We start from the raw sequence: 22,126 nt of genomic DNA, 5'->3' as shown, positions 1-22,126 counted from the left end.
TGCCAGGCTTTAGAAGTTTCTGTATTTCAACCCTTCAGGAGTAACGCCATGTTCACCACCCCCGAGCAATTCGCTACCGCCAACAAGTCCACCGTCGATTCCCTGCTCTCCCTGGCCAACACCGCCCTGGCTTCCGCCGAGCGCATCGCCGCCCTGAACCTGAACACCGCCCGCTCCGTCCTGGAAGACGGCGTGTCCGGCGCCAAGGCCCTCATGGGTGCCAAGGACGTGCAGGAAGCCCTGGCCATCCAGGCCTCCCTGGCCCAGCCGAACGTCGAAAAGGCCGTCGCCTACTCCCGTTCCGTGTATGAAATCTCCGCCCAGACCCAGGAAGAGCTGTCCAAGATGGTCGAAGCCCAGTTCGGCGAATTCCAGAAGACCGTTTCCGCCCTGCTGGACAAGGCTGCCAAATCCGCCCCCGCCGGTTCCGACGTCGCCGTCGCTGCCGTGAAGAGCGCCATCGCCGCCGCCAACTCCGCCTTCGACAACATGAACAAGGCTGCCAAGCAGGTCGCCGAACTCGCCGAAGCCAACGTGGCCGCCGCGACCAACGCTACCGTCAAGGCCGTGACCACCACGACCAAGGGCAAGAAGTAAGTCAAAGCAAAAATAAGAAACCCCCGCCTCGAGCGGGGGTTTTTCCTCCCCAGCAAGGAAAACAGCGCACCCATAACCACTCTTTTCCGGAGGAACCACCCATGAGCACTACCCCGAATCTCGAACAACTCGCCGCCGCCCAGAAGGCCAACGCCGAAGTCATGATGGCCCTGCTGCGCACCGCTTTCAGCGGCGTGGAGCAACTGACCGCCCTCAACATGGCGGCCTCCCGCGAATTCTTCAACTCTGCCGTGTCCAACACCCAGCAACTGCTGAAGGCCAAGGACACCAAGGAAATGGCCAAGCTGAACAGCCAGCTCGCCCAGCCCAATGTCGACAAGTGGACCGACTACTCCCGCAGCATCTACGACCTGGTGTCGTCCATGCAAAAGGAAATCACCTCTGTCCTCGAGTCCCAGTACAGCAACTTCAGCAAGAACGCCTCCAGCGCCGTCGAGAAGGCCTCCGCCAGCGCCCCCGTGGGCGGTGACGTCTTCGCCGCTGCCATGAAGTCCATGCTCAACGCCTCCACCAAGGCCTTCGACAACATGACTTCCATGGCCAAGCAGCTTTCCGACATCGCCGAAGCCAACGTCCAGGTCGCCACCAAGGCCACCAAGACCAGCGCCACCGCCGCCGCGGCCAAGAAGGGCAAGTAAGCCCCCTGCAGCAGCACTGCAAAAACCCGGCCGCGGCCGGGTTTTTGTCGTTTACCCGTCCCGCCAGCGCCAGGTGATGCCGCGCCGCTCGACTTCGAGGCGGATTTCCTCCATCGCCTGATCGACCAAGGCCGGATCGCCCTCCACCCCCAGTTCCAGATGGCGGCGCTCGGTGCCCTGGATGGAAGGCAGGGAGAAGAGGCGCAGGGTCGGGTAGGCGGCGACGATGCGCTCCATGAGGTCGAGGAGCGCGCTTTCGTAGGCCGTCGACCCGGTGAGGAGGAAGGCCTTGTCCACCGTGGCGGCTACCGGCCGGAAGCAACCCCGATAGAAGGTTTCCAGCACCCACTCGATCATCGGGTGCGCCATCTGCGGAAAACCTGGAACGAAGTAGTGTTCCCGGGCCATGAAACCGGGGATGCGGTTGAAGGGGTTGGGAATGATCCTGGCGCCGGCCGGGAAGGTGACCAGTTGCAGGCGCTGGGGGGTCATGTCGTCGCCGAAGCGGGCCCTGGCCTCCTCCACGCCCTCCGGGTGGATTTCCAGCGCTACGCCCAGGGCGGCAGCCGCCGCCTGGCGGGTGTGGTCGTCCGGCGTATTGCCGATACCGCCGCAGGAAAAGACCACGTCGCCGGCGGCCATCGTGCGCTGGAAAGTCTCGCTGAGGCGCTGCCGGTCGTCCCCCAGGTATTCCGCCCAGGAGAGGCGCAGCCCGCGTTGCCCCAACATGGCCGCGATACGCTCGAAATGCTTGTCCTGGCGTTTGCCCGAGAGGATCTCGTCGCCGATGATGACGGCGCCGAATGTGCGTGCCTGGCTCATACCCGTTCTCCCTCGATCGTGACGACGGCGCCGCCCCGGGAACGGCGCAGGGCTTCCAGCCCGAAATGGACGAAGGACAGCGCCGCCAGGGCCGGCACCAGGAGGCCGACGATGGGCACATGGGCCAGCAGCGCCAGGGTCAGGCCGAGCATGAAGAGAGGCCGCTTGTGCTCCCGCCGCAGGGCCTGCCACTCCTCGGCGCTGGCGTGCAGGGAAAGCGCGTCGTAGGCAAAGGTGCGGCGGTTGAACCAGGCCATGAGCAGCAGGGGCAGGATGAGGGACAGGCCGGGGACGAGCCACAGGGGCAGGGTCAGCAGCCAGCCGAGGACGAAGAGGACGGAAGCGAGGACGCTATTGACCGTCGCCGCCACGAAGCTGTCCCGCCCCATGGCCGCCACATCGCGATACTCGGTGGTGGCCAGGTGCTTCAGGAGCAGGGGCAGGATGACCACCGCCGCCAGCAACGAGGTGGTCAGGTAGGCGCAGGCGAAGATGGCCATCCAGCCGCCCAGGTAGGCGAGGATATGGGCCAGCCAGGCGACGCCCCAGGCGGTGAGGAGGGACATGGGGGGGTGACCGAGGAGCCAGTCGACGAACACGCCCAGGCCCCAGACGGCGAGGCCGATCCACAGCAAGAGGGAAAAGGCGGCCGGCGCCAGGACGTAGCCCCAGACCTTGCGGTCGCGCAGGCTGGCCAGGGTGCGCATGAAGGCCAGGACCAGACTATCCATACTGAATTCCTTCCCATTGTTTCTGGAGTCGTTTCACCGAGACCGGCACCGGCGTGCGCAGTTCCTGGGCGTAGAGGCTGACCCGCAGTTCCTCCAGCAGCCAGCGGAACTGTTCGATCTGCGGGTCGGCGGCGCCCTGTTTGGCGAGTTGCAGGGCCCGCCGCTCGTAGTGGGTCCATAGGGGCCCGTACTCGGCCATCAGTTGGGCATCCCGGGCGGGGTTGCCTTTCAGTTTGTCGAGGCGGACCTGGATGGCCTTGAGGTAGCGGGGGTAATGCTGCAGGCGCTCGAAGGGCGTGTCGATGACGAAATTCTTGCCCAGCAGGCGCTTCACCTGGGCTTCGATGTCGGCCAGCGCCGCCCCGTGGGCCTTGAAGGCCGGCAGTTTCTTGCTCACCGCCTGCCACTCTGTGAGCACCGTGCCCACCAGACGGGCGATCTCCTGCATGATGAGACCCAGGCGGGCCTTAGCCTCCGTGCAGCGGGCCTTGAACGCGGCGGCCTCGGTGGGGAGCGGCTCGGTGAGGCAGGCCCGGGCAAAGGTGAGCTCCACGATCTGGCGCTTCAAGTCCTCGGCGCTGCCCAGGGCCATGTACTGCATGGCCATCTGGGTGAGGCCAGGGACGTTCTTGTCGAGGTACTTCACCTGCTCCTTGAACTGGAGCATGAAGAGGCGGGAGAGGCCGGCGCGATGGATTTTTTCCGCCTCCTCCTGGCTGTCGAAGACCTTTAGGCTCACCGTCTCGCCCTCGTCCACAAGCGCCGGGTAGCCCAGCACCTTCTGGCCAGCCACCGGCACTTCCATCAGTTCCGGCAGCTCGCCGAAGGTCCAGTCGGTGAGATTGGCGTACTGGGAGGGCGTCTCGTGGAGCTCGGCAAACTCCTGCTTGGCCTCCCGCCCCCACTCGGCCCGCAAGTGCACCAGGCTGCGCCCCATGTCGAGCTGGCGGCCATGCTCGTCGACCAGCCTGTAATTCATCGAGAAGTGCTCGGGCAGGGCGTCAGGGCGGAAGGCGTCGGGTGTCACCACCCAGCCCCGGGCGTTCAGCCCCCGGGTGTCCAGAATGGTGTCGATCAGCGGCCCGATCAGGCCCTGGCCCATCTTCTTTTCGTCGCCTCCCACGGCGGCGATGAATTCCTCGACGAATTCCGGTACCGGCACCAACTTCGCCCGAATCTTCTGGGGCAGGGTCTTGATCAGCTGTACCAGTTTTTCCTTGAGCAGCCCCGGCACCAGCCATTCCATGCGCGCCGCCGGAATCTGGTTGAGCTGGGCCAGCGGCAGGGTGAGGGTCACGCCGTCCCGGGGCGAGCCGGGTTCGAAGTGGTAGGTGAGCGCGTACTCCGCCCCGCCGACCTTGAGGTGATGGGGGAAGGCCTCCGTCGTCACCCCGGCAGCAGAGTGGCGCATGAGGTCGTCCTTCGCCAGGAAGAGGAGCTTGGCGCTCTCCCGCTCGGCTTCCTTGCGCCAGTGGTCGAAGGTGGCGCCGTTGTGGATGCCTTCGGGGATCAGATGGTCGTAGAAGGCGAAGATGAGCTCGTCGTCCACCAGCACGTCCTGGCGGCGCTGCTTGTGCTCCAGGTGCTCGATCTCGCGGATGAGCTTCTGGTTGTGCTGGAAGAAAGGCCAGCGGCGGCCGTAGGCGTCGTCGATCTCCTCCCCCACCAGGCCCTGGCGGATGAAGATTTCCCGGGCCTCGGCCGGGGCCAGGGGGCCGTAGTGGATACGCCGCTTGGGGTTGATGACCACGCCGTACAGCGTGGTGCGCTCCCAGCCGGAGACCTGCATGGACTTCTTTTCCCAGTGGGGATCGAAGAAGCTGCGCTTGATCAGGTGAGCGCCCACTTTTTCCAGCCAGTCCGGTTCGATGCGCGCGACACAGCGGCCGAAGAGCTTGGTGGTCTCGGTGATCTCGGAGGCCATGATCCACTTGCCGGCCTTCTTGCCGAGGGGCGACGAGGGATGGATGAGGTAGCGGATGCCCCGCGCCCCCAGGTAGTAGCCGGATTCGTCGGATTTGCAGCCGATGTTGCCCAGCAATCCGGTGAGCAGGGCGTGGTGGATGCCCTCGTAGGTACCGGGCAGCTGGTTCTCCTTCCAGCCCAGCTCGGTGACCATGGCGTGGAGTTGGGTGTGCACCTCCCGCCACTCCCGCAGGCGCAGGTAGGAGAGGAAGTGGGCGTGGCAGTTGTCCACCAGTTGCTTGTTGGATTTCTTGTGCTCGACGGCCTGCTGGAACCACTGCCAGAGCTTCCACCAGGCGAGGAATTCCGATTTCTCGTCGGCGAATTGCCTGTGCTTCTCGTCGGCGGCCTGCTGGCGCTCCTGGGGCCGTTCCCGGGGATCCTGCACCGACAGGCCGGCGGCGATGACCAGCACTTCCTTGAGGCAGCCGAGGTCCCGGGCGGCCACCAGCATGCGGCCGATGCGCGGGTCCAGGGGCAGCTTGGCCAGGGCTTGCCCGACTGCCGTGAGGGCATTGGCCTCGTCCAGAGCCCCCAGCTCCTGCAGCAGGGCGTAGCCGTCGGCGATGGCCTTGGGGGGCGGCGGCTCGATGAAGGGGAAGCTCTCCACGTCGGTGAGTTTCAAGGACTTCATGCGCAGGATGACACCAGCCAGACTGGACCTCAGGATTTCCGGGTCGGAGAAGGGCGGTCGGGCGTTGAAGTCGGCCTCGTCGTAGAGGCGGATGCAGACCCCCGCCGCCACCCGGCCGCAGCGCCCCGCCCGCTGCCGGGCCGCCGCCTGGGAGATCTTCTCCACCTGCAACTGCTCGACCTTGTTGCGGTAGGAATAGCGCTTCACGCGAGCCAGGCCGGTATCGACCACGTAGCGGATGCCCGGCACGGTGAGCGAGGTTTCGGCGACGTTGGTGGCCAGGACGATGCGCCGGCCGCCGCCGGGCTTGAAGATGCGGTCCTGCTCCTGGGCCGAGAGACGGGAGAAGAGCGGCAGGATTTCCGCATGGGCGGGGTGGCGCTTGCGCAGGGCTTCGGCAGCCTCGCGGATTTCCCGCTCGCCGGGCAGAAAGACCAGGGTGTCGCCAGAACCCAGACGGGCCAGCTCGTCCACGGCATCGACGATGGCATCGTAGAGGTCGCGCTCGTCGTCCTGCTTCTCCAGGTCTTCCACCGGCCGGTAGCGCACTTCCACCGGGTAGAGGCGGCCGGAAACCTCGATCACCGGCGCCCCGGAAAAATGCCGCGAGAAGCGTTCGGCGTCGATGGTGGCCGAAGTGATGATGAGCTTCAAATCCGGCCGCCGGGGCAGCAGCTGCTTCAGGTAGCCGAGGAGGAAGTCGATGTTGAGGCTGCGCTCGTGGGCCTCGTCGATGATGAGCGTGTCGTAGGCGGAGAGCCAGGGATCGCCTTGTGATTCGGCCAGCAGGATGCCGTCGGTCATGAGCTTGACCCAGGAATCCGGCGTCGTCCGGTCGTGGAAGCGGATCTTCACCCCCACCCCGGCGCCGACCTGGGTCTGCAGCTCCTGGGCCAGGCGGGTGGCCACCGAACGGGCCGCCAGGCGCCGCGGCTGGGTGTGGCCGATAAGGCCCCGGGCGCCGCGCCCCAGCTCCAGGCAGATTTTGGGCAGCTGCGTGGTCTTGCCGGAACCGGTCTCGCCGCAGACGATGAGCACCTGGTGCTTGTCGATCAGGGCGGCGATCTCGGCGCGGCGTTCGTTGACCGGCAGGTCGGCCTGGAATTGCGGCCTGGGCAACCGCGCCCGGCGGGCGGTGACGGCGGCCTTCGACTTCTCCAGCAGTTCGGCGAAATCGGCCCGGGCCTTCTCCCGCCGCGGGCCGGGCTGGCCCATGTCGCGGGCCAGGGCCCGCAGGCGCCGGGCGTCCGCGGCAAGACAATCATGAAGGGGTAGAGAAATACCGGCCTGCCCGGTGTGAGCTTGACGGGGCTGCATGTCCAAGAATCAGAAATAAACCGGCTTCCGTGGGGAATTTGCTGGAAAAGCGGGATTTTCCCCTTCCCCAAGCGAAGGACCAGGATTATTTTTGCAGTTGTCCCATTTACCGAATGATTCGATCATGGATCCCTACGGCGAATTCCTCGTCGGTCTGGAAATCATTCTCGCCCTGGCCGGAATCCCGCTCTACTTCCTGTCCAAGCGGACTTCCCGACGCAATTACCGCAGCCACGAGACCTACCAGGCCATCGCCATCTTCATCCTGCTCCTGGCCGGCATCGCCGCAGCCATGGCCATGTATGGCGCGGGGATGACCGAGGACATCATTTTCCTGCAAGCCCTCCTGCCGCCGATTCTGACCATCGCCCTATGCACGATGGTCGTCTACCGCGCCTCCAGGGCCCGCCTGTTCAGCCGACGCCGCTACAAGCGCCACTAGACGTCACGCCCAGATACGCTGGGCGCCAACGCTCACCAGACCGAGGTAGGTCGCCGCCAGGGATCCCGCCAGATGCACCGAGGCCAGCCCGATGGCCCAGCCCGGCTGCCCGGCGAGGAGGCGCTCCACCACCTCGGCCGAGTAGGTGGAAAACGTCGTCAGCCCGCCCAGGAAGCCCGTGATGGCAAAGAGCTTCCAGGCGCCCGGGAAATGGGTATTGAGGTGAAAGAGCCCCACCGCCGCCCCCACCAGATACCCCCCTAACAGATTGGCGACCAGGGTTCCCAGGGGCAAGGCGACGAAAAGGGGGTTGAGGGCGAGCCCCAACAGCCAGCGACACCAGGCCCCCAGGGCTGCTCCGGCGCCGACCGCCAGAAAATTCAGGGGGGTGAGATGGTGCAGGGCGTTCATGGGCGGGAATTGTAGCGGCTCCTCCCGGGGTGACGGTTAAAATACCGCCACCATTCCCCGAGGTTTCCCCCGTGAGCAGCCCCAACAAGCCCGATACCGCCCCCGCCGCCAATTTCATCAAGAATATCGTCGAAGCCGACCTTGCCGCCGGCAAGCATGCCCAACGCCGCTGGGCCGGCCACCCCGGCGCCGCCGCCGACCACGCCGCCGCACCCCTTGACCCGGCAAGAATTCGTACCCGCTTCCCGCCGGAGCCCAACGGCTACCTGCATTTCGGCCACGCCAAATCCATCCTGCTCAACTTCGGCCTCGCCCAGCAATACGGCGGCCGTTGCCACCTGCGCTTCGACGACACCAACCCGGAGAAGGAAGAGCAGGAATACGTCGATTCCATCGTGGACGCCGTCCATTGGCTCGGCTGCGCCTGGGAAGACGGCGGCGAAACCAACCTCTACTACGCCTCCAACTACTTCGACTGGATGCTTCAATTCGCGGAATACCTGATCCAGTCCGGCCACGCCTATGTGGACAGCCAGAGTGCCGAAGCCATGCGCGCCAACCGCGGCACCCTCACCGAGCCCGGCAAGGACAGCCCTTACCGCAACCGCAGCGCAAACGAAAACCTGGATCTCTTCCGCCGCATGAAGGCCGGCGAATTCGCCGACGGCGCCCACATCCTGCGCGCCCGGATCGACATGGCCTCGCCCAATATCAACCTGCGCGACCCGGCCATCTACCGCATCCGCCACGCCACCCACCACAACACCGGCGACAAATGGTGCGTGTACCCCATGTACACCTACGCCCACCCCATCGAGGACGCCCTGGAGAACATCACCCACTCCATCTGCACCCTGGAGTTCGAAGACCAGCGCCCCTTCTACGACTGGCTCCTGGAGCGCCTGGCCGAAGGCGGCCTGCTGCAGCGCCCGCTGCCGCAGCAGATCGAATTCTCCCGCCTCAACCTCACCTACGTGGTGCTCAGCAAGAGGAAGCTCATCCAGTTGGTGGAGGAAAAGCACGTCGCAGGCTGGGACGATCCCCGCATGCCCACCCTGGTCGGCGCCCGCCGCCGCGGCTACACCCCGGAGGGCTTCAAGCTCTTCGCCGAGCGCATCGGGGTTTCCAAGTCCGACTCCCTCATCGACTACAGCCTATTCGAGGACGCCCAGCGGGAGGTACTCAACGAAGCCGCCCAACGCCGCATCGCCGTCCTCGATCCCCTGAAGCTCATCATCACCAACTACCCGGAAGGCCAGACCGAGACCTGCCAGGCCCCCAATCACCCGCTCAAACCGGAACTGGGCAAGCGCGACATCCCCTTCGGCCGCGAACTGTGGATCGAGGCCGAGGATTTCATGGAAGAGCCAGTCAAGGGCTACCACCGCCTCTACCCCGGCAACATGGCCCGGCTGCGCTACGGCTACGTGGTCAAGTGCCTCGGTTGCGAAAAGGACGCGGCCGGCCGCGTCACCGCCGTGCTGTGCGAATACCTGCCGGAAACCAAGTCCGGCACCCCGGGCGCCGACAGCGTCAAGGTCAAGGGCAATCTGCACTGGGTCTGCGCCGCCTCCGCCTACACCGCCGAGATCCGCCTCTATGACCGCCTCTTCAAAGTGCCCGCCCCCGGCGCCGGCGATCGGGATTTCCTGGACGACATCAATCCCCAATCCAGGGTGCTCATCATCGCCCAACTGGAACCGGCACTCAGGGCCGCGCAGCCCGAAGAGCGCTTCCAGTTCGAACGCCACGGCTACTTCGTCGCCGACCGGGTGGATTCCCGGGACGGCGCGCCGGTGTTCAACCGGGCGGTGACGCTGAAGGACTCCTGGAAGTAGGCAAAGCGATGCTTTACCTGGACCTCTTCCGCGCACTCGATGCCCATGGCGTCAATTACCTTCTAGTGGGCGGTCTGGCCATGAACATCCATGGCGTTCCCCGCATGACCCTGGATATCGACGTCGTTCTGGCGCTGGACGAGGCCAACCTCGACCGCTTCATCGCCTGCGCCGTTTCGCAAGGCCTGGAGCCGGTCGTTCCAGTCCCCCTGGCGGCACTAAAGGATCCAGCCATGCGCCGCCAATGGGCCGAAGAGAAGCGCATGATCGCCCTCGGCCTACAGAATCGCTCCGCTCGCGTGCCCCTGATGGTCGACGTCCTGATCGCCCCGCCTATCGATTTGCCCGCGGCCCTTGCCAGGGCGAAGCTCGCCGATCTGAATGGCGTCCCCCTTCGTGTGGCCTCCATAGAAGACATGATCGCCTTGAAGAGCGGCACCGGTCGCGCTCAGGACGAGAGCGACATCAATCACCTGGAGCAACTGCGTGACCGCCCCTGATGCAACGGACTGCCGCGGCGGCTACCACTACACAGTCAGCGAAGAGCAACTGGCGGCCTTCGCCCGGCTCACCCCGCTGCAAAGGCTCGAATGGGTCGAAGCGGCCCGGGAATTCACCCTCCTGACCGAGACCGCGGAAAACCGCGAGCGGCGGGAACGTCTGCGGCAGGGCAAGACCATCGTCTGATCGCAGGCATGCCCTTGCGCCGGGCCGGCGCTACGTTTTGCAACACTCGCTTGCATTTCCCGGGTTGAAGGCGCCGCGGGGGAAATCTATCTTTTCCTCGTCCCGCAGCGGCTTCGGCTGCCTCGGGATGCGGGCCGCCAGGGCCCGCCGCCCCCTGAACTGCCCCCTTGCCTGCGAGGAAACAAAACCATGACGCCCCTTCGCCTCAAATTGACCGTTGCCACCGTGGCCATCGCCTCGGCCCTCACCGGCGCCTACTCCGCCAGCCATCTTGCCGGCATCGCGGACGCCCATGCGGCCTCCGCGCCGACCCCCGCCCTCGCCCCCGCCCCTGCGGCGCCCCTGCCAGCCCTTTCCGGAACCCTTCCCGGCGCCGTTCCCGACATGAGCGCCATCGTCGCCGCCAACGGACCCGCCGTGGTCAATATCGGCGTCTCCGGAACGCGCCGCACCGCCAACGGCCCGGAGTTCTCACCGCTCGAACCGGACGACCCCTTCTACGAATTCTTCCGCCACTTCCGCGGCCAGCCCCAGCCCGGCGCCAAGGTGCCGGTGCGCGGCCAGGGTTCGGGCTTCATCGTCAGCGCCGACGGCACCATCCTGACCAACGCCCATGTGGTGGAAGGCGCCGAGGAAGTGGTGGTCAAGCTCACCGACCGGCGCGAATTCAAGGCCCGGGTGCTGGGCCTGGACAAGGCGAGCGACGTCGCCGTGCTCAAGATCGACGCCAAGGGCCTGCCTGCCGTGCGCATCGGCAGCGCCAACGCCACCCGGGTCGGCGAATGGGTCCTGGCCATCGGATCGCCCTTCGGCTTCGAAAACAGCGCCAGCGCCGGCATCGTCTCGGCCAAGTCCCGCGCCCTGCCCGACGGCAGCTACGTGCCCTTCATCCAGACCGACGTGGCGGTCAATCCGGGCAACTCGGGCGGCCCGCTGTTCAACATGGCCGGGGAAGTCATCGGCATCAATTCGCAAATCTTTTCCAGGAGTGGCGGCTACCAGGGCCTCTCCTTCGCCATTCCCATCGAACTGGCCATGAACGTGGAACGCCAGATCGTCGCCTACGGCAAGGTGCAGCGGGGTCGCCTCGGCATCACCATCCAGGAGGTCGATCAGCCCCTCGCCGAATCCTTCGGCCTCAAGCGCCCGGCCGGCGCCCTGGTGAGCGCGGTGGAAAAGGGCGGCCCCGCCGCCCGGGCCGGTCTGGAACCCGGCGACGTCATCCTGTCCGTCGACGGCAAGGCCATCGGCAGTTCGGTGGAACTGCCCGCCACCGTGGCGGCGCTGCCGCCGGGCAGTTCCGCCCGCCTCGAGATATGGCGCCAGGGCGGGAGCCGTAGTGTGGACGTCCAGGTGGGCAAGTTCGAGGACGACAGGCTCGCCGCGTCCGAGCCGGCGGCCGGCCCCGCCGGCGGGCGCCTGGGCGTGGCCGCCCGCGCCCTCACGCCGGAAGAAGCCCGGCGCGCCGAAATCAAGGGAGGCGCTGTCGTCCAGGAAGTCCGCGGCGCCGCCGCCCGGGCGGGCCTGCGCCCCGGCGACATCATCGTCTCGCTCGATGGCAAGGCCGTGAGCAGCCCGGAGCACCTGAAGGACCTGGTGGGCAAGGCCGGCAAGCGGGCCGCCCTGCTCGTCGAGCGCGGGGAGGCCCGCCTCTTCGTCCCCGTTGATCTGGGCTAGCCTGGTGCGGCGGCACAATACCGTATTTGCCATGCAGAACAACGATTCTTTGCCAACCGTGAAATATTTTTGTTGCAGTGCAGCAAAAGACGGGGCATAATTCACCCGTCTCCTCCACTCCTTCAGGAATGGTTAAACCCGCCCCACCGGCGGGTTTTTTTTGTCCGGCGGCCGGCTTCCCGCCGCCGGAATCCGCCGGTATAGTCCCCGCACGCCGCAACCGGAGACCGCCATGGCCTGGAAGATTTCCCTCTTGAGCCTCCTACGCAGCAACCTCCTGGCCATCATCAGCGTGCTGATCGCCCTCGCCAGCCTCTCCTACAACACCTGGCGCAACGACGCCACGGAGATCAACCGCAATCAGCGGGCCGCCGGCTTCGCCGCCCTGCAGGAACTTGCCGCCCTGCAACTCCTCACCGACCACATCACCTACGGCAACGATCACGACAAGGGCGACCCCATCGCCGGCTGGACGCGGGTCATCTTCATCTGCGACCTGGCCCGCCTGACCTCCCCCGACCTGGAGGCCCAGTCGCTGCGCCTGAAGGAGTCCTGGGCGGCCCACGTGGAGCGCCTGGACGATGACGAAGCGGCCAACAAAACCATTTCCGGCGAGATCGCCGCCATGCGCGAGGGAACCCTGAAAACCCTGCGCAGCCTGCGCTGACCCGCGCCCACGGGGCGCTGCCTGGCCGCGCCCCGGCGAGCCTCCCGCGGCACACCTCCTTCGTCTTCCGGCATTGGCGCAGCCCAGGCTTGCCGGTATAGTCGGAGCGGATTTCCAGCTCCTTCCTTACACCCCACCATGACCTTCACCGCCCAACTGGCCGCGGCCTGGGAAAAAAACGATTCCCTGCTCTGCGTCGGCCTGGACCCCGATCCCGCCAGGTTCCCCGCCCACCTCAAGGGCCGCGACGACGCCATTTTCACCTTCTGCGCCGCCATCGCCGACGCCACGGCCGATCTGGTGTGCTGTTTCAAGCCCCAGATCGCCTACTTCGCGGCCCGCCGGGCCGAGGATCAACTCGAGGCCCTCATCGCCCACCTGCACGCGAAGCACCCCGGCATTCCGGTCATCCTCGATGCCAAGCGCGGCGACATCGGCTCCACCGCCGAGCAGTACGCGGTGGAAGCCTTCGAGCGTTTCCGGGCCGATGCCATCACGGTCAATCCCTATATGGGCCGCGACTCGGTCGAGCCCTATCTGGCCTACCCGGAGAAGGGCGTGATCCTGCTCTGCCGCACCTCCAACCCGGGCGGCAGCGACCTGCAATTTCTCGACGTGGGCGGCCCCGCCGCCCCGGAGCGCCTCTATGAGCGCGTCGCCCGCCTGGTGGCCAGGGAATGGAACAGCACCGGCCAGTGCGCTCTGGTGGTGGGGGCCACCTTCCCGGCCGAAATCGCCCGGGTGCGCCAGATCACCGGCGACCTTCCGCTGCTGGTACCGGGCATCGGCGCCCAGGGCGGCGACGTCGAAGCCACCGTCCAGGCCGGCCGCAGCGCCGCCGGCACCGGATTGATGATCAACTCCTCCCGCGCCATTCTCTACGCGGGCCAGGGCGAGGATTTCGCCAGTGCCGCCAGGGCGGCCGCACGGGAAACGCGGGATGCCATCAATCGCTACCGCTGAAAGGCGAGCCCGACGGCCATGCGCCGGGGGCGGCAGGAAGGCACCCGCAGTCCGTTGATTTGGGCTGCGTCGATGCCGAGGCGTGCCGAACAGAACTGAACTTGTCTGACTGATGACCAAAGACGCCCCGCGTCTTTTCCCTTGAGGAGCGCGCCATGCGCCTGGAAGACCAAAGAGAAAGCGACAACGTCGAGGACCGCCGCGGCAGCGGCGGCGGCCGCGGCGGCCTGGCGGGTGGCCGCCTGGGCCTCGGGGGCGTCGTTCTCGCCCTGGTCGTGAGCTACTTCACCGGCATCAACCCCATGACCCTCCTGGGCCTGGTGGAGCAGGTTCCCAGCGCCCGCCAGGAAGCCCCGGCCCAGCGCCCGCCGGCCGACGACCCCATGGCCCGTTTCGTGTCCCGCGTCCTCGCCTCGACGGAAGACGTCTGGCACGACATCTTCCAGTCTTCCGGCCGCCGTTACGAAGACCCCAAACTGGTGCTGTTCACCGGCTCCACCCCCACCGCCTGCGGCACCGGCCAGTCGGCCATGGGGCCCTTCTACTGCCCGGGCGACCACAAGGTCTATATCGACCTCGCCTTTTTCCGCGACCTAAAAGAGCGCTTCCGGGCCCCCGGCGACTTCGCCCAGGCTTACGTCATCGCCCATGAAGTGGGCCACCACGTGCAGAACCTGCTGGGCATTTCCGCCAAGGTGCAGGAAGCGCGCCAGCGCTCCCGGGAAGCCGAGGGCAACGCCCTCTCGGTGCGCCTGGAACTCCAGGCCGACTGTCTGGCCGGCGTCTGGGGCAAGCGCACCGCGACCATGAAGGACGTCCTCGAACCCGGCGACCTGGAAGAAGCCCTCACCGCCGCCACCGCCATCGGGGATGACCGCCTGCAACAGCAGTCCCGCGGCCATATCGTCCCGGAAAGCTTCACCCACGGCACCTCGGCCCAGCGCGTGCGCTGGTTCCGCCGCGGCTTCGACAGCGGCGACATGAACCAGTGCAACACCTTCGCCGCAAGCGCGCTCTAAACCGCTGCGGCGGCAAACCCCCCGCGCCAGGGAGGGGCGCAGAGACGCTGTGCTTCTTTCGCACTAGAATCCCGGGGTGTGCAACCAGACGCCCGACCAAGGATCGGCGTCGCCCGGCCCCCAGGGGAATTCCGTGATCGCCAAGACCGTCTCGTTCCTGCAACACCTCACAGGCTGGCGCCTCGTCGTGGCGGTTTCCTCCATCGCCATGTCCCAGGCCCTGCTCATCGTGGCGGCGCTCTCCGTGGGGCTGCGGGGCCGGGTGGATGGCGATTTTCTCCTGGCCGGCTTCATTACCACGGCCATCGTCGCCCCCACCTGGGTCGCGCTGCTGGGCCGGGCCCTGCAAGCCCTGGCCCGCCGCACCCACCTCCAGATGGCCGCCCGGGCGGAACAGGCGGAAAGCCGCCTGCGCATCGCCCTGGAGGCGGCGGACGAGGGGGTGCTGATGGTTGCCGCCGATGGCAGCGTCCTGGCGATGAACCGGCGTTTTCTCGATCTGTGGCGGGTACCGCCTGAACTGGGCGCCAGCGGCCAGGACGCGCCACTGCTCAGCCATGTGCTCGATCAACTGAGCGACCCGGACGCCTTCCTCGCCCAGGTGCGAAAGCTCTACGGCACCGACGACGAATCCCGGGACACCCTCCATTTCAAGGACGGCCGCGTCTTCGCGCGCTACACCCGGGCGCTGTCCGTCGCCGGCGAGAAGGGCCGCATCTGGTGCTTCCGGGACGTCACGCAGCAAGCGCGCACCCAGGCCGCCCTCACCGAGCAGGAGGAGATTTTCCGCACCATCGTCACCCAGGCCAGCGACGCCATCGCGCTCCTCGACGCCGAATCCCTGGCCTTCGTCGAATTCAACGACGCCGCGGCGGAAGGCCTGGGACACGCCCGCGGAGATTTCGGCCAGCTTTGCCTGCCCGATCTCCTTGCCCGCGGGGACGCCCTTCTGGCCTCCCTTCCCGGCCGTTCCGGAGAGGCGATCCGCCACCGGGAGACCCGCATGCTCCACCGCGACGGCTCCTCCCGCAGCGTGTCCCTCAGCTTGAGGACCATCGACCTGCGGGGCCACCGTCGCATCGTCGCCACCTGGTCCGACATCACCGAGCGCAAGCGCAGCGAAGAGGCCCTGCGGGTGAGCGAACAGAAGCTGCTCACCATCCTGGACAACGTGGATGCCTACATCTACCTCAAGGACATCGAAGGCCGCTACCTCTTCGCCAACCGGCCGGTACGCCACCTCTGGCAGGCGGATATGGACGCCATCGTGGGCAAGGGCGACGAAGCCTTCTTCGACGCCCCAACCGCCGCAGCCATCCGCCGCAACGACCGCCGCGTCCTGGACGGCGGCGAAACGCTGCGCGTCGAAGAGAAGAACACCGTCCCCGCCACCGGGCAGACCGCCACCTACCTGTCGACCAAACTTCCCCTGCGGCGCCCGGACGGCGGCATCTACGCCCTGTGCGGCATTTCCATCGACATCAGCGAGCGCCTCGCCGCCGAGGGCGCCCTGCGTCAGGCCGAGGAGAATTCCCGAACTCTCGCCACCCTGCTGCGCCTGATGTGCGACAACGTCCCGGACATGATCTGGGCCAAGGACACCGAGAAGCGCTACCTCTTCGCCAACAAGGCCCTGTGCGAACAACTGCTGTGCGCCGACACCACCGACGAACCCGTCGGCCGCACCGATGTCCATTTCGCCCTGCGCCAGCGGCAGGCCCACCCGGAAGATCCCGGCTGGCACACTTTCGGCGAGCTCTGCCAGGACTCGGACAGCGTCACCCTGGAGCGGGGAACGCCCTCGGTCTTCGAGGAATTCGGCGCGGTGCGCGGGCGGCATCTCATCCTGGACGTCCACAAGGCCCCCTTCGTCGATGCCGAGGGACGCATCATCGGCACCGTCGGCTCGGCGCGGGACATCACCGAACGCAAGCGCATCGACGCGGAACTGGAGAAGCATCGCCACCACCTGGAGGCCCTGGTCCAGGAACGGACCGCCGCCCTGTCCATCGCCAAGGAAGCCGCCGAGGGTGCCAACCGGGCCAAGAGCACCTTCCTCGCCAACATGAGCCACGAGTTGCGCACGCCGATGAACGCCATCATCGGCCTCACCCACCTCCTGAGCCGTTCCAGCACCGATCCGGGACAGGTGGGCAAGCTCGCCTCGATCACGGCTTCCGCCAACCATCTCCTGCAACTGCTCAACGACATCCTCGACCTGTCCAAGATCGACGCCGACCGCATGACCTTGGAGGAAGCCCCCTTCACCCTGGGCGGTCTGGCCTCCAATCTGGAAACCCTCCTCGGCCACAAGGCCGCCGCCAAGGGGCTGGACCTCGCCTTCGACCTGCCCCCCGAAGCCCGCGAGCCGGTCCTGCTGGGGGATCCGCTGCGCCTGCAGCAGATACTCATCAACCTCATCAACAACGCGATCAAATTCACCGATGAGGGCCACATCACCCTCGGCGCGGTCGTTGCGGCGACCACGGCGGCACGCCTGACCATCGTCTTCACCGTCGAGGACACGGGGATCGGCATGCCGCCACACGTCGTCCAGCGCATCTTCGATCCCTTCGAGCAGGCCGACGGCTCCACCACCCGCAAGTACGGGGGAACCGGTCTCGGTCTCACCATCTGCCAGAAACTGGTACGGCTCATGGGCGGCGACATTGTCGCCAGCAGCACCCCGGACCAGGGCAGTCGCTTCACCTTCCGCCTGGAATTCTGGAAAGCGGACCGGCCGGCACCGGAAGCCCTGCCCGCCTCTGACACCGAGGCCCGCCTGCGCGCCGCCCACGCCGACACGCGCATCCTGGTGGTCGAAGACGACTGGATGAACCGGGAAGTCATCCGCGAATTGCTGGGCGAAATCGTCGGCTTCGAAGTCGACCTTGCCCACGACGGGCAGCAGGCGGTGGAACTGGCTTGCAGCCGGCACTACGCCCTCGTCCTCATGGACGTGCAGATGCCCGTCCTCGACGGCCTGGAAGCCACCCGCCGCATCCGCGCCCTGGCCCCGCACAGGACCCCCATCGTGGCCCTGACCGCCAACGCCTTCGCCGATGACCGCACCCGCTGCCTGGCGGCGGGCATGGACGACTTCGTCACCAAGCCTGTGGACCCTGACCTCCTCTTCGCCACCGTCCTGCGCTGGCTGGAAAACCCGACCGCCCAGGCAGACGGCGGGTAAACGGAAGCGGGGCACCCCCAAGGGTGCCCCGCCGGCAGACTGGAGCGTGATCAGGCTTTTGGTTTGGAAGGAGTGCTCATCTGCTTGTCGTCCTTGGCCTTGTCTCCGGGGCACGCGAGCGCAGACAGGCTGGAAAGGGCGAAAAAGGCGGCCAGAAGGCCGGCAACGCAACGTTTCATGGGATCTCCTTGTGAACAGGACAGGGGTTCGATTACTCTAGCCGGCCGAAGTTCATTGCACAAGCCGCCGGCCCAGCGGCGCCCCCCGCGACACCGCCCGCCCCAGACATGCCCTTCTTCCCCACCCTCGCCCGCCACACCCTCGCCCTGTCAGCCCTCCTCGCCGCAAGCCATGGCGCCATCGCCCTGCCCCGCCACGACCCCGTCCCCGGCGGCGTGGCCGTGGTCGAACTCGAAGGCGCCGACACCCCGCCGCCCCGCGCCCGCCTCGACGGCCGCCGTCTCGCCATCGTGCAGGAAGGAGGCCGCTGGTACGTCCTGGTCGGCATCCCCCTCGACACCCCGCCCGGCCCCCTGCCCTTCAGTGTCACCGGCGGCGCACGGCCCGCGAGCCTCAGCATCGCAGTACGGCCCAAGCACTACCCCACGCAGCACCTCAACATCCGCGACCGGCGCCGGGTGGAACCCGACGCAGCCGACCTCAGCCGCATCGCCCAGGAAAAGGACATCACCGACGCCATCAAGGCCAGCTTCAGCGAAGGCGCAGCGGACACGGACTTCCTGCAACCGGCCGCCGGGCCCCTCAGCTCCCGCTTCGGCCTGAGGCGCGTCTTCAACGGCCTGCCCCGCAACCCCCATGCCGGACTCGACGTCGCCGCCGCCACGGGAACACCGGTCAGGGCACCGGCCCCGGGTACGGTGCTCAGCGCCCGGGATTACTTCTTCAACGGCAATACCGTCTTCATCGACCACGGCCAGGGACTCATCACCGCCGCCATGCACCTCGCCCGCATCGACGTCAAGGAGGGCCAGACGGTGAAGCGCGGCGACCTGCTGGGGGCCGTCGGCGCCACCGGCCGGGTGACCGGCCCCCACCTGCACTGGGCGGTGTTCCTCAACGCCACGGCGGTGGATCCGGAACTGTTCCTGCGCCGCTGAGTGTCCGGCCCACGGACGCCTCACAGACTCTGAGCCGGCACAGCGACCAAGCCCATGCCCAGCACGCTCATCCCCCTGCACCGCGCCGCTCCGCCCAAGCCGGCCTTGGGCGCCCCCTGCAACGGCTGCGGCGTGTGCTGCGCGGCGGAAACCTGCCCCCTGGGCCGCGTCGTCTTCCGGCAGCGGCAAGGCCCCTGCCCTGCCCTGGAGTGGCACGCAGAGCGCTACCGCTGCGGCCTGCTGGCGGAGCCCCGCCGCTACCTCCCGTGGCTCCCCCGAGGCTGCGCAGGGGCCGTCCATCGCCTCCTGTCCCGCTGGATCGCCGCCGGCGCCGGTTGCGACAGCGACGCCACCTGCAGCGACGGGCCTCTCTGATCAGCCTGCACCGGGCCCCAGGCGTTGACGGAAGTATTCGGCGTATTTGCGATCGTCCCCGTCGATATGTTCGGTGAGCCAGCCATACAGGAGTTCCGAAGTCTGGTGAGCGATGGAGTCGGTCACCGCCTGGGTGCGATAGCCATCGAGCGCTGCCTTGAAACGGCGATGACCTTCGATGTGGGCCGCCGCCCCGGGGTAGCCCATGATCTCCATGAGCGCCTCTTCGACGGCGAAGTGAAGGTCGGCCCAGTGCGCGACCTCATTGAGCAATTCGCGCAGGGCAAGCCAGCCCTCCCCCCGCCGCAAGGAGGCGTCCAGCCGCTCGAGATAGTCGAACAAGCGACGATGCTGATCGTCGATGGCATCGATCCCGAACGCGAAACGCTCGGACCAGGCGAGTGATTTTTCCCGCATGGGGCTGTCTCCAAGAAAAGGGCGGCGTTTCTTGCATACGGGCGTCGCGCCGTACCCGGCAATCCTGCGGCAGGATTCTATATGACGTAATTTTGCGGGGGCACGAAACACGCGGCCTGCCCGTGCAGCGTCCCGTCACCGTCGATCAGGTTCCACACCGTCGCCCCGGCGATGGCGAAGCGGCGGCCGTCGGCGGTGATGCGCACCCCGGCGTAGTCGTCGATGTAGCCCTCGCACCGCACCCGCTCCAGAAGGCGCGCCCGCTCCTCCCGGGCCAGGGGTTCCGCCGAATAGCGCGAGGGAAGTCGGGTGAAGGCGGCGAAATCCAGGGCAAAGACCTCCACGGCCAGCCGGTTGCCGTAGAAGAAGACCGGGTCCGGCTCGCTGCCATGGGCGACGATGACCCGCGGCGCCTCCCACAGCGCCCGCGGGAGGTCTGCCCCCGAGGGCACCAGGAGCCTGCCGGTGAGGCGCCGATAGCTTTCCGCCAGGAGTGGCAGGCGGGGATGGTCGGGCGGGTTCATGGGCCGCCATGATACCGGCGCGCACCTGCGATGCTCAAAACCTGGGAAGAGGATGCCGAAGCACCCGAGGGGTCGAACTTTCCTGCGGCCGAGCACCCGTCGCCCAGGAAGAAGGCCCCCTTGGGCCGCCACAAGATTGCCCCTATGCTCTCCGCCATGCGCCATCCGGTCCTCGCCATCGTCGTCGCCCAGCTTTTCGGCACCTCCCTCTGGTTTTCCGCCAACAGCGCGGCGGACGAGCTGGTGCGGGCCTGGGGCATCGGGGCGGCGGACATCGGCACGCTGACCAACGCCGTCCAGCTCGGTTTCATCCTGGGTACCCTGGGTTTCGCCATCACCGGCCTGGCCGACCGCTACGCGGCGAGCCGCATCTTCGCCGTCTGCGCCGTGCTGGGGGCAGGGTGCAACGGCGCCTTCGCCCTCTTCGCCGACAGCCTGAGCAGCGGTGTTCCCCTGCGCTTTGCGGTGGGCCTCTGCCTGGCCGGGGTTTACCCCCTGGGCATGAAGCTGGTGGTGAGTTGGGTGCCAGAGCGGGCCGGTGCCGCCCTGGCTCAACTGGTGGGCATGTTGACCCTGGGTACGGCCCTGCCCCACGGGGTGCGCTTTGCCGGGACGGATTGGGCCTGGCAAACCCCTCTGCTGGTCGCCAGCGGCCTGGCCCTGGCGGCGGCCGTGCTCATCCTCCGCCTGGGCGACGGCCCCCACCTCAAGCGCCGTCACGATGCGCCCCCCCTGCGCCTGGGACGGGTGTTCCTCGCCTTCGCGCGCCGGGATTTCCGGGCTTCCGCCCTGGGTTACTTCGGCCACCAGTGGGAGTTGTACGCCTTCTGGACCCTGGTGCCGGGGCTCATCGTCCTGGCCGGCCTGAGCGCTCCGGGCAGCCCCGCCCTCTCCGCCGGCGCCTTTGCCGTCATCGGCATCGGAGCCCTGGGCTGTATCGCCGGGGGCCTCTGGAGCCAGCGCGTCGGCAGCGCCCGGGTGGCGGCCGCGGCCCTCGGCATTTCCGCCCTGTGCTGCGCCCTCTTTCCCTTGTCCGGCCCCTGGCCCGCCTGGGCGCGGCTGACCCTGTTGCTGGTCTGGGGGGCCAGCGTGGTGGCCGATTCCCCCCACTTTTCGGCGCTGTCTGCCCGCGCCTGCCCGGCGGAAATCGTCGGCAGCGCCCTGGCCATCCAGAATTCCCTGGGCTTCGCCATCACCATGATTTCCATCGCCCTGGGCACCCGCTGGGTGGAAACCTGGGGCATGAGCATCGCCTGGCTCTTGCTGCCCGGCCCGCTTCTCGGACTTGTGGGGCTCTACCCCCTGTGGCGCCGCGGCCGGTAGGGCGCCAGATCGGTTCAGCGCTGTTCGGCACGCCCCACGGGGCACCTTCCCTGCCCTCATCCAAGGCATGCACGAGGGGCCGGCACAGAGGCCACCGCTCTTCCCGTTTGGTCAATTCCCCCCGATGGGCGAAAATGACACATTCCCCTTCCCCGGCAGCCCATGGACAACCTGATCAAGGACACCGCGACGCTGGAGCTCGCCGCCTGGCTCGACCCCGGCGCCGACCTGCCGGGCTGGGACATCCTCAAGGGCAGCCCCTTCGGCGCCACCCTGGCGGCGCCCGAGGGCGGCGAGCCGACCCCCGGCAGCCAGTTGGTAACGGTGCAGAACTACTTCGCCGAATACCATCTGGAATACTTCCGCCAGCGGCGCTACAACCATTTCCCCAGCCGCCTGCACGCCCTGCTCCTCTTCGCCACCCGCACCGACGCCATGACCTTCCGCACCAAGCACCCGGACCGGGTGTTCGGCAAGGATCTGGTCGGGGCGCGGACCAAGGGGCCTTACATCTGCTCCTTCCACGACGCCAGCTGGCTGGACTACCTGCGCCTGCCCCACAGCCTGTCCCTCGCCGCCCTCGACGAAGTCGCCGACCACTACTGGTCCGGCCGTACGGTGGAGGAAATCGGCCTCACCTTCATGGACGAGCCCTGGCAGGAACCCCCCGTCATCGAGGCCCTGTTCCAGGGCGCCCTCGAGCCCATCTGGGGCTATCCGCGCACCGGTTTCCTGCCTGGATTCGCTTGA

At 67.3% G+C, this 22,126-nt stretch carries 21 protein-coding genes; 15 read left to right on the top strand and 6 right to left on the bottom strand.

Going from position 1 to position 22,126, the window contains the following annotated elements:
• Window positions 1-48: 48 nt before the first annotated feature.
• The gene (locus IPM73_02405; GenBank protein MBK8916937.1) at window positions 49-597 is read left to right on the top strand and encodes a phasin family protein; all 549 of its coding nucleotides are present in this window, start codon (window positions 49-51) and stop codon (window positions 595-597) included.
• 101 nt (window positions 598-698) lie between these two features.
• On the top strand, window positions 699-1,256 hold the full coding sequence (locus tag IPM73_02400; GenBank protein ID MBK8916936.1) for a phasin family protein: 558 nt from the start codon (window positions 699-701) through the stop codon (window positions 1,254-1,256).
• A 51-nt stretch (window positions 1,257-1,307) separates the two neighbouring features.
• On the opposite strand, the gene IPM73_02395 is transcribed toward IPM73_02400, so the two are convergent.
• The 3 genes from IPM73_02395 to hrpA are packed head-to-tail and all read right to left on the bottom strand — an operon-like array spanning window position 1,308 to window position 6,725.
• The gene (locus IPM73_02395) at window positions 1,308-2,078 is read right to left on the bottom strand and encodes a competence/damage-inducible protein A (protein MBK8916935.1); all 771 of its coding nucleotides are present in this window, start codon (window positions 2,076-2,078) and stop codon (window positions 1,308-1,310) included.
• Complete coding sequence (locus IPM73_02390) at window positions 2,075-2,809, bottom strand: EI24 domain-containing protein (protein ID MBK8916934.1); 735 nt, start codon at window positions 2,807-2,809, stop codon at window positions 2,075-2,077. The genes IPM73_02395 and IPM73_02390 overlap by 4 nt, the downstream gene beginning before the upstream one ends.
• Entirely contained in the window at window positions 2,802-6,725 is a 3,924-nt protein-coding gene (gene hrpA / locus IPM73_02385) for an ATP-dependent RNA helicase HrpA (protein ID MBK8916933.1), read from the bottom strand. Before hrpA ends, IPM73_02390 begins: the two co-directional genes overlap by 8 nt.
• A 124-nt stretch (window positions 6,726-6,849) precedes the next feature.
• Between hrpA and IPM73_02380 the strand changes: the two genes are divergently transcribed.
• Window positions 6,850-7,167, top strand: a complete 318-nt coding sequence (locus IPM73_02380) for a hypothetical protein (protein ID MBK8916932.1) — start codon at window positions 6,850-6,852, stop codon at window positions 7,165-7,167.
• A 3-nt stretch (window positions 7,168-7,170) separates the two neighbouring features.
• On the opposite strand, the gene crcB is transcribed toward IPM73_02380, so the two are convergent.
• Window positions 7,171-7,578, bottom strand: a complete 408-nt coding sequence (gene crcB / locus IPM73_02375) for a fluoride efflux transporter CrcB (protein MBK8916931.1) — start codon at window positions 7,576-7,578, stop codon at window positions 7,171-7,173.
• A 71-nt stretch (window positions 7,579-7,649) separates the two neighbouring features.
• On the opposite strand from crcB, the gene IPM73_02370 reads away from it, so the two are divergent.
• From IPM73_02370 to IPM73_02325, 10 genes are all read left to right on the top strand, one after another.
• On the top strand, window positions 7,650-9,416 hold the full coding sequence (locus IPM73_02370; protein ID MBK8916930.1) for a glutamine--tRNA ligase/YqeY domain fusion protein: 1,767 nt from the start codon (window positions 7,650-7,652) through the stop codon (window positions 9,414-9,416).
• An 8-nt stretch (window positions 9,417-9,424) separates the two neighbouring features.
• On the top strand, window positions 9,425-9,916 hold the full coding sequence (locus IPM73_02365) for a nucleotidyl transferase AbiEii/AbiGii toxin family protein (GenBank protein MBK8916929.1): 492 nt from the start codon (window positions 9,425-9,427) through the stop codon (window positions 9,914-9,916).
• Complete coding sequence (locus IPM73_02360; GenBank protein MBK8916928.1) at window positions 9,903-10,103, top strand: hypothetical protein; 201 nt, start codon at window positions 9,903-9,905, stop codon at window positions 10,101-10,103. Before IPM73_02365 ends, IPM73_02360 begins: the two co-directional genes overlap by 14 nt.
• Before the next feature lie 189 nt (window positions 10,104-10,292).
• Window positions 10,293-11,780: a Do family serine endopeptidase gene (locus IPM73_02355; GenBank protein ID MBK8916927.1), complete on the top strand. Its 1,488-nt coding sequence runs from the start codon at window positions 10,293-10,295 to the stop codon at window positions 11,778-11,780.
• Window positions 11,781-12,012: 232 nt separating this feature from the next.
• Window positions 12,013-12,447, top strand: coding sequence for a hypothetical protein (locus IPM73_02350; GenBank protein ID MBK8916926.1), 435 nt, complete (start codon window positions 12,013-12,015; stop codon window positions 12,445-12,447).
• Window positions 12,448-12,585: 138 nt separating this feature from the next.
• Window positions 12,586-13,410, top strand: coding sequence for an orotidine-5'-phosphate decarboxylase (gene pyrF, locus IPM73_02345; GenBank protein ID MBK8916925.1), 825 nt, complete (start codon window positions 12,586-12,588; stop codon window positions 13,408-13,410).
• A 155-nt stretch (window positions 13,411-13,565) separates the two neighbouring features.
• On the top strand, window positions 13,566-14,429 hold the full coding sequence (locus tag IPM73_02340; protein MBK8916924.1) for a neutral zinc metallopeptidase: 864 nt from the start codon (window positions 13,566-13,568) through the stop codon (window positions 14,427-14,429).
• A 133-nt stretch (window positions 14,430-14,562) separates the two neighbouring features.
• On the top strand, window positions 14,563-17,619 hold the full coding sequence (locus IPM73_02335; protein ID MBK8916923.1) for a PAS domain-containing protein: 3,057 nt from the start codon (window positions 14,563-14,565) through the stop codon (window positions 17,617-17,619).
• Window positions 17,620-17,906: 287 nt separating this feature from the next.
• A complete protein-coding gene (locus IPM73_02330) occupies window positions 17,907-18,737 on the top strand; it encodes a peptidoglycan DD-metalloendopeptidase family protein (protein ID MBK8916922.1) in 831 nt (276 codons plus the stop codon).
• 54 nt (window positions 18,738-18,791) lie between these two features.
• Window positions 18,792-19,112, top strand: a complete 321-nt coding sequence (locus IPM73_02325) for a hypothetical protein (protein ID MBK8916921.1) — start codon at window positions 18,792-18,794, stop codon at window positions 19,110-19,112.
• Here the strand turns inward: IPM73_02325 and IPM73_02320 are convergent, their stop codons facing one another.
• On the bottom strand, window positions 19,113-19,529 hold the full coding sequence (locus tag IPM73_02320; protein ID MBK8916920.1) for a hemerythrin family protein: 417 nt from the start codon (window positions 19,527-19,529) through the stop codon (window positions 19,113-19,115).
• 77 nt (window positions 19,530-19,606) lie between these two features.
• Complete coding sequence (locus IPM73_02315; protein MBK8916919.1) at window positions 19,607-20,053, bottom strand: MEKHLA domain-containing protein; 447 nt, start codon at window positions 20,051-20,053, stop codon at window positions 19,607-19,609.
• A gap of 156 nt (window positions 20,054-20,209) precedes the next feature.
• Between IPM73_02315 and IPM73_02310 the strand changes: the two genes are divergently transcribed.
• Window positions 20,210-21,376, top strand: coding sequence for an MFS transporter (locus IPM73_02310; protein ID MBK8916918.1), 1,167 nt, complete (start codon window positions 20,210-20,212; stop codon window positions 21,374-21,376).
• 162 nt (window positions 21,377-21,538) lie between these two features.
• Window positions 21,539-22,126: a hypothetical protein gene (locus tag IPM73_02305; GenBank protein MBK8916917.1), complete on the top strand. Its 588-nt coding sequence runs from the start codon at window positions 21,539-21,541 to the stop codon at window positions 22,124-22,126.

It is taken from the genome of Betaproteobacteria bacterium (assembly GCA_016720065.1).
Classification (GTDB): Bacteria; Pseudomonadota; Gammaproteobacteria; order Burkholderiales; family Rhodocyclaceae; genus SSSZ01.
Note: the sequence above shows the minus strand (reverse complement) of the source record. Positions and strands in the feature narration are given on the sequence as shown.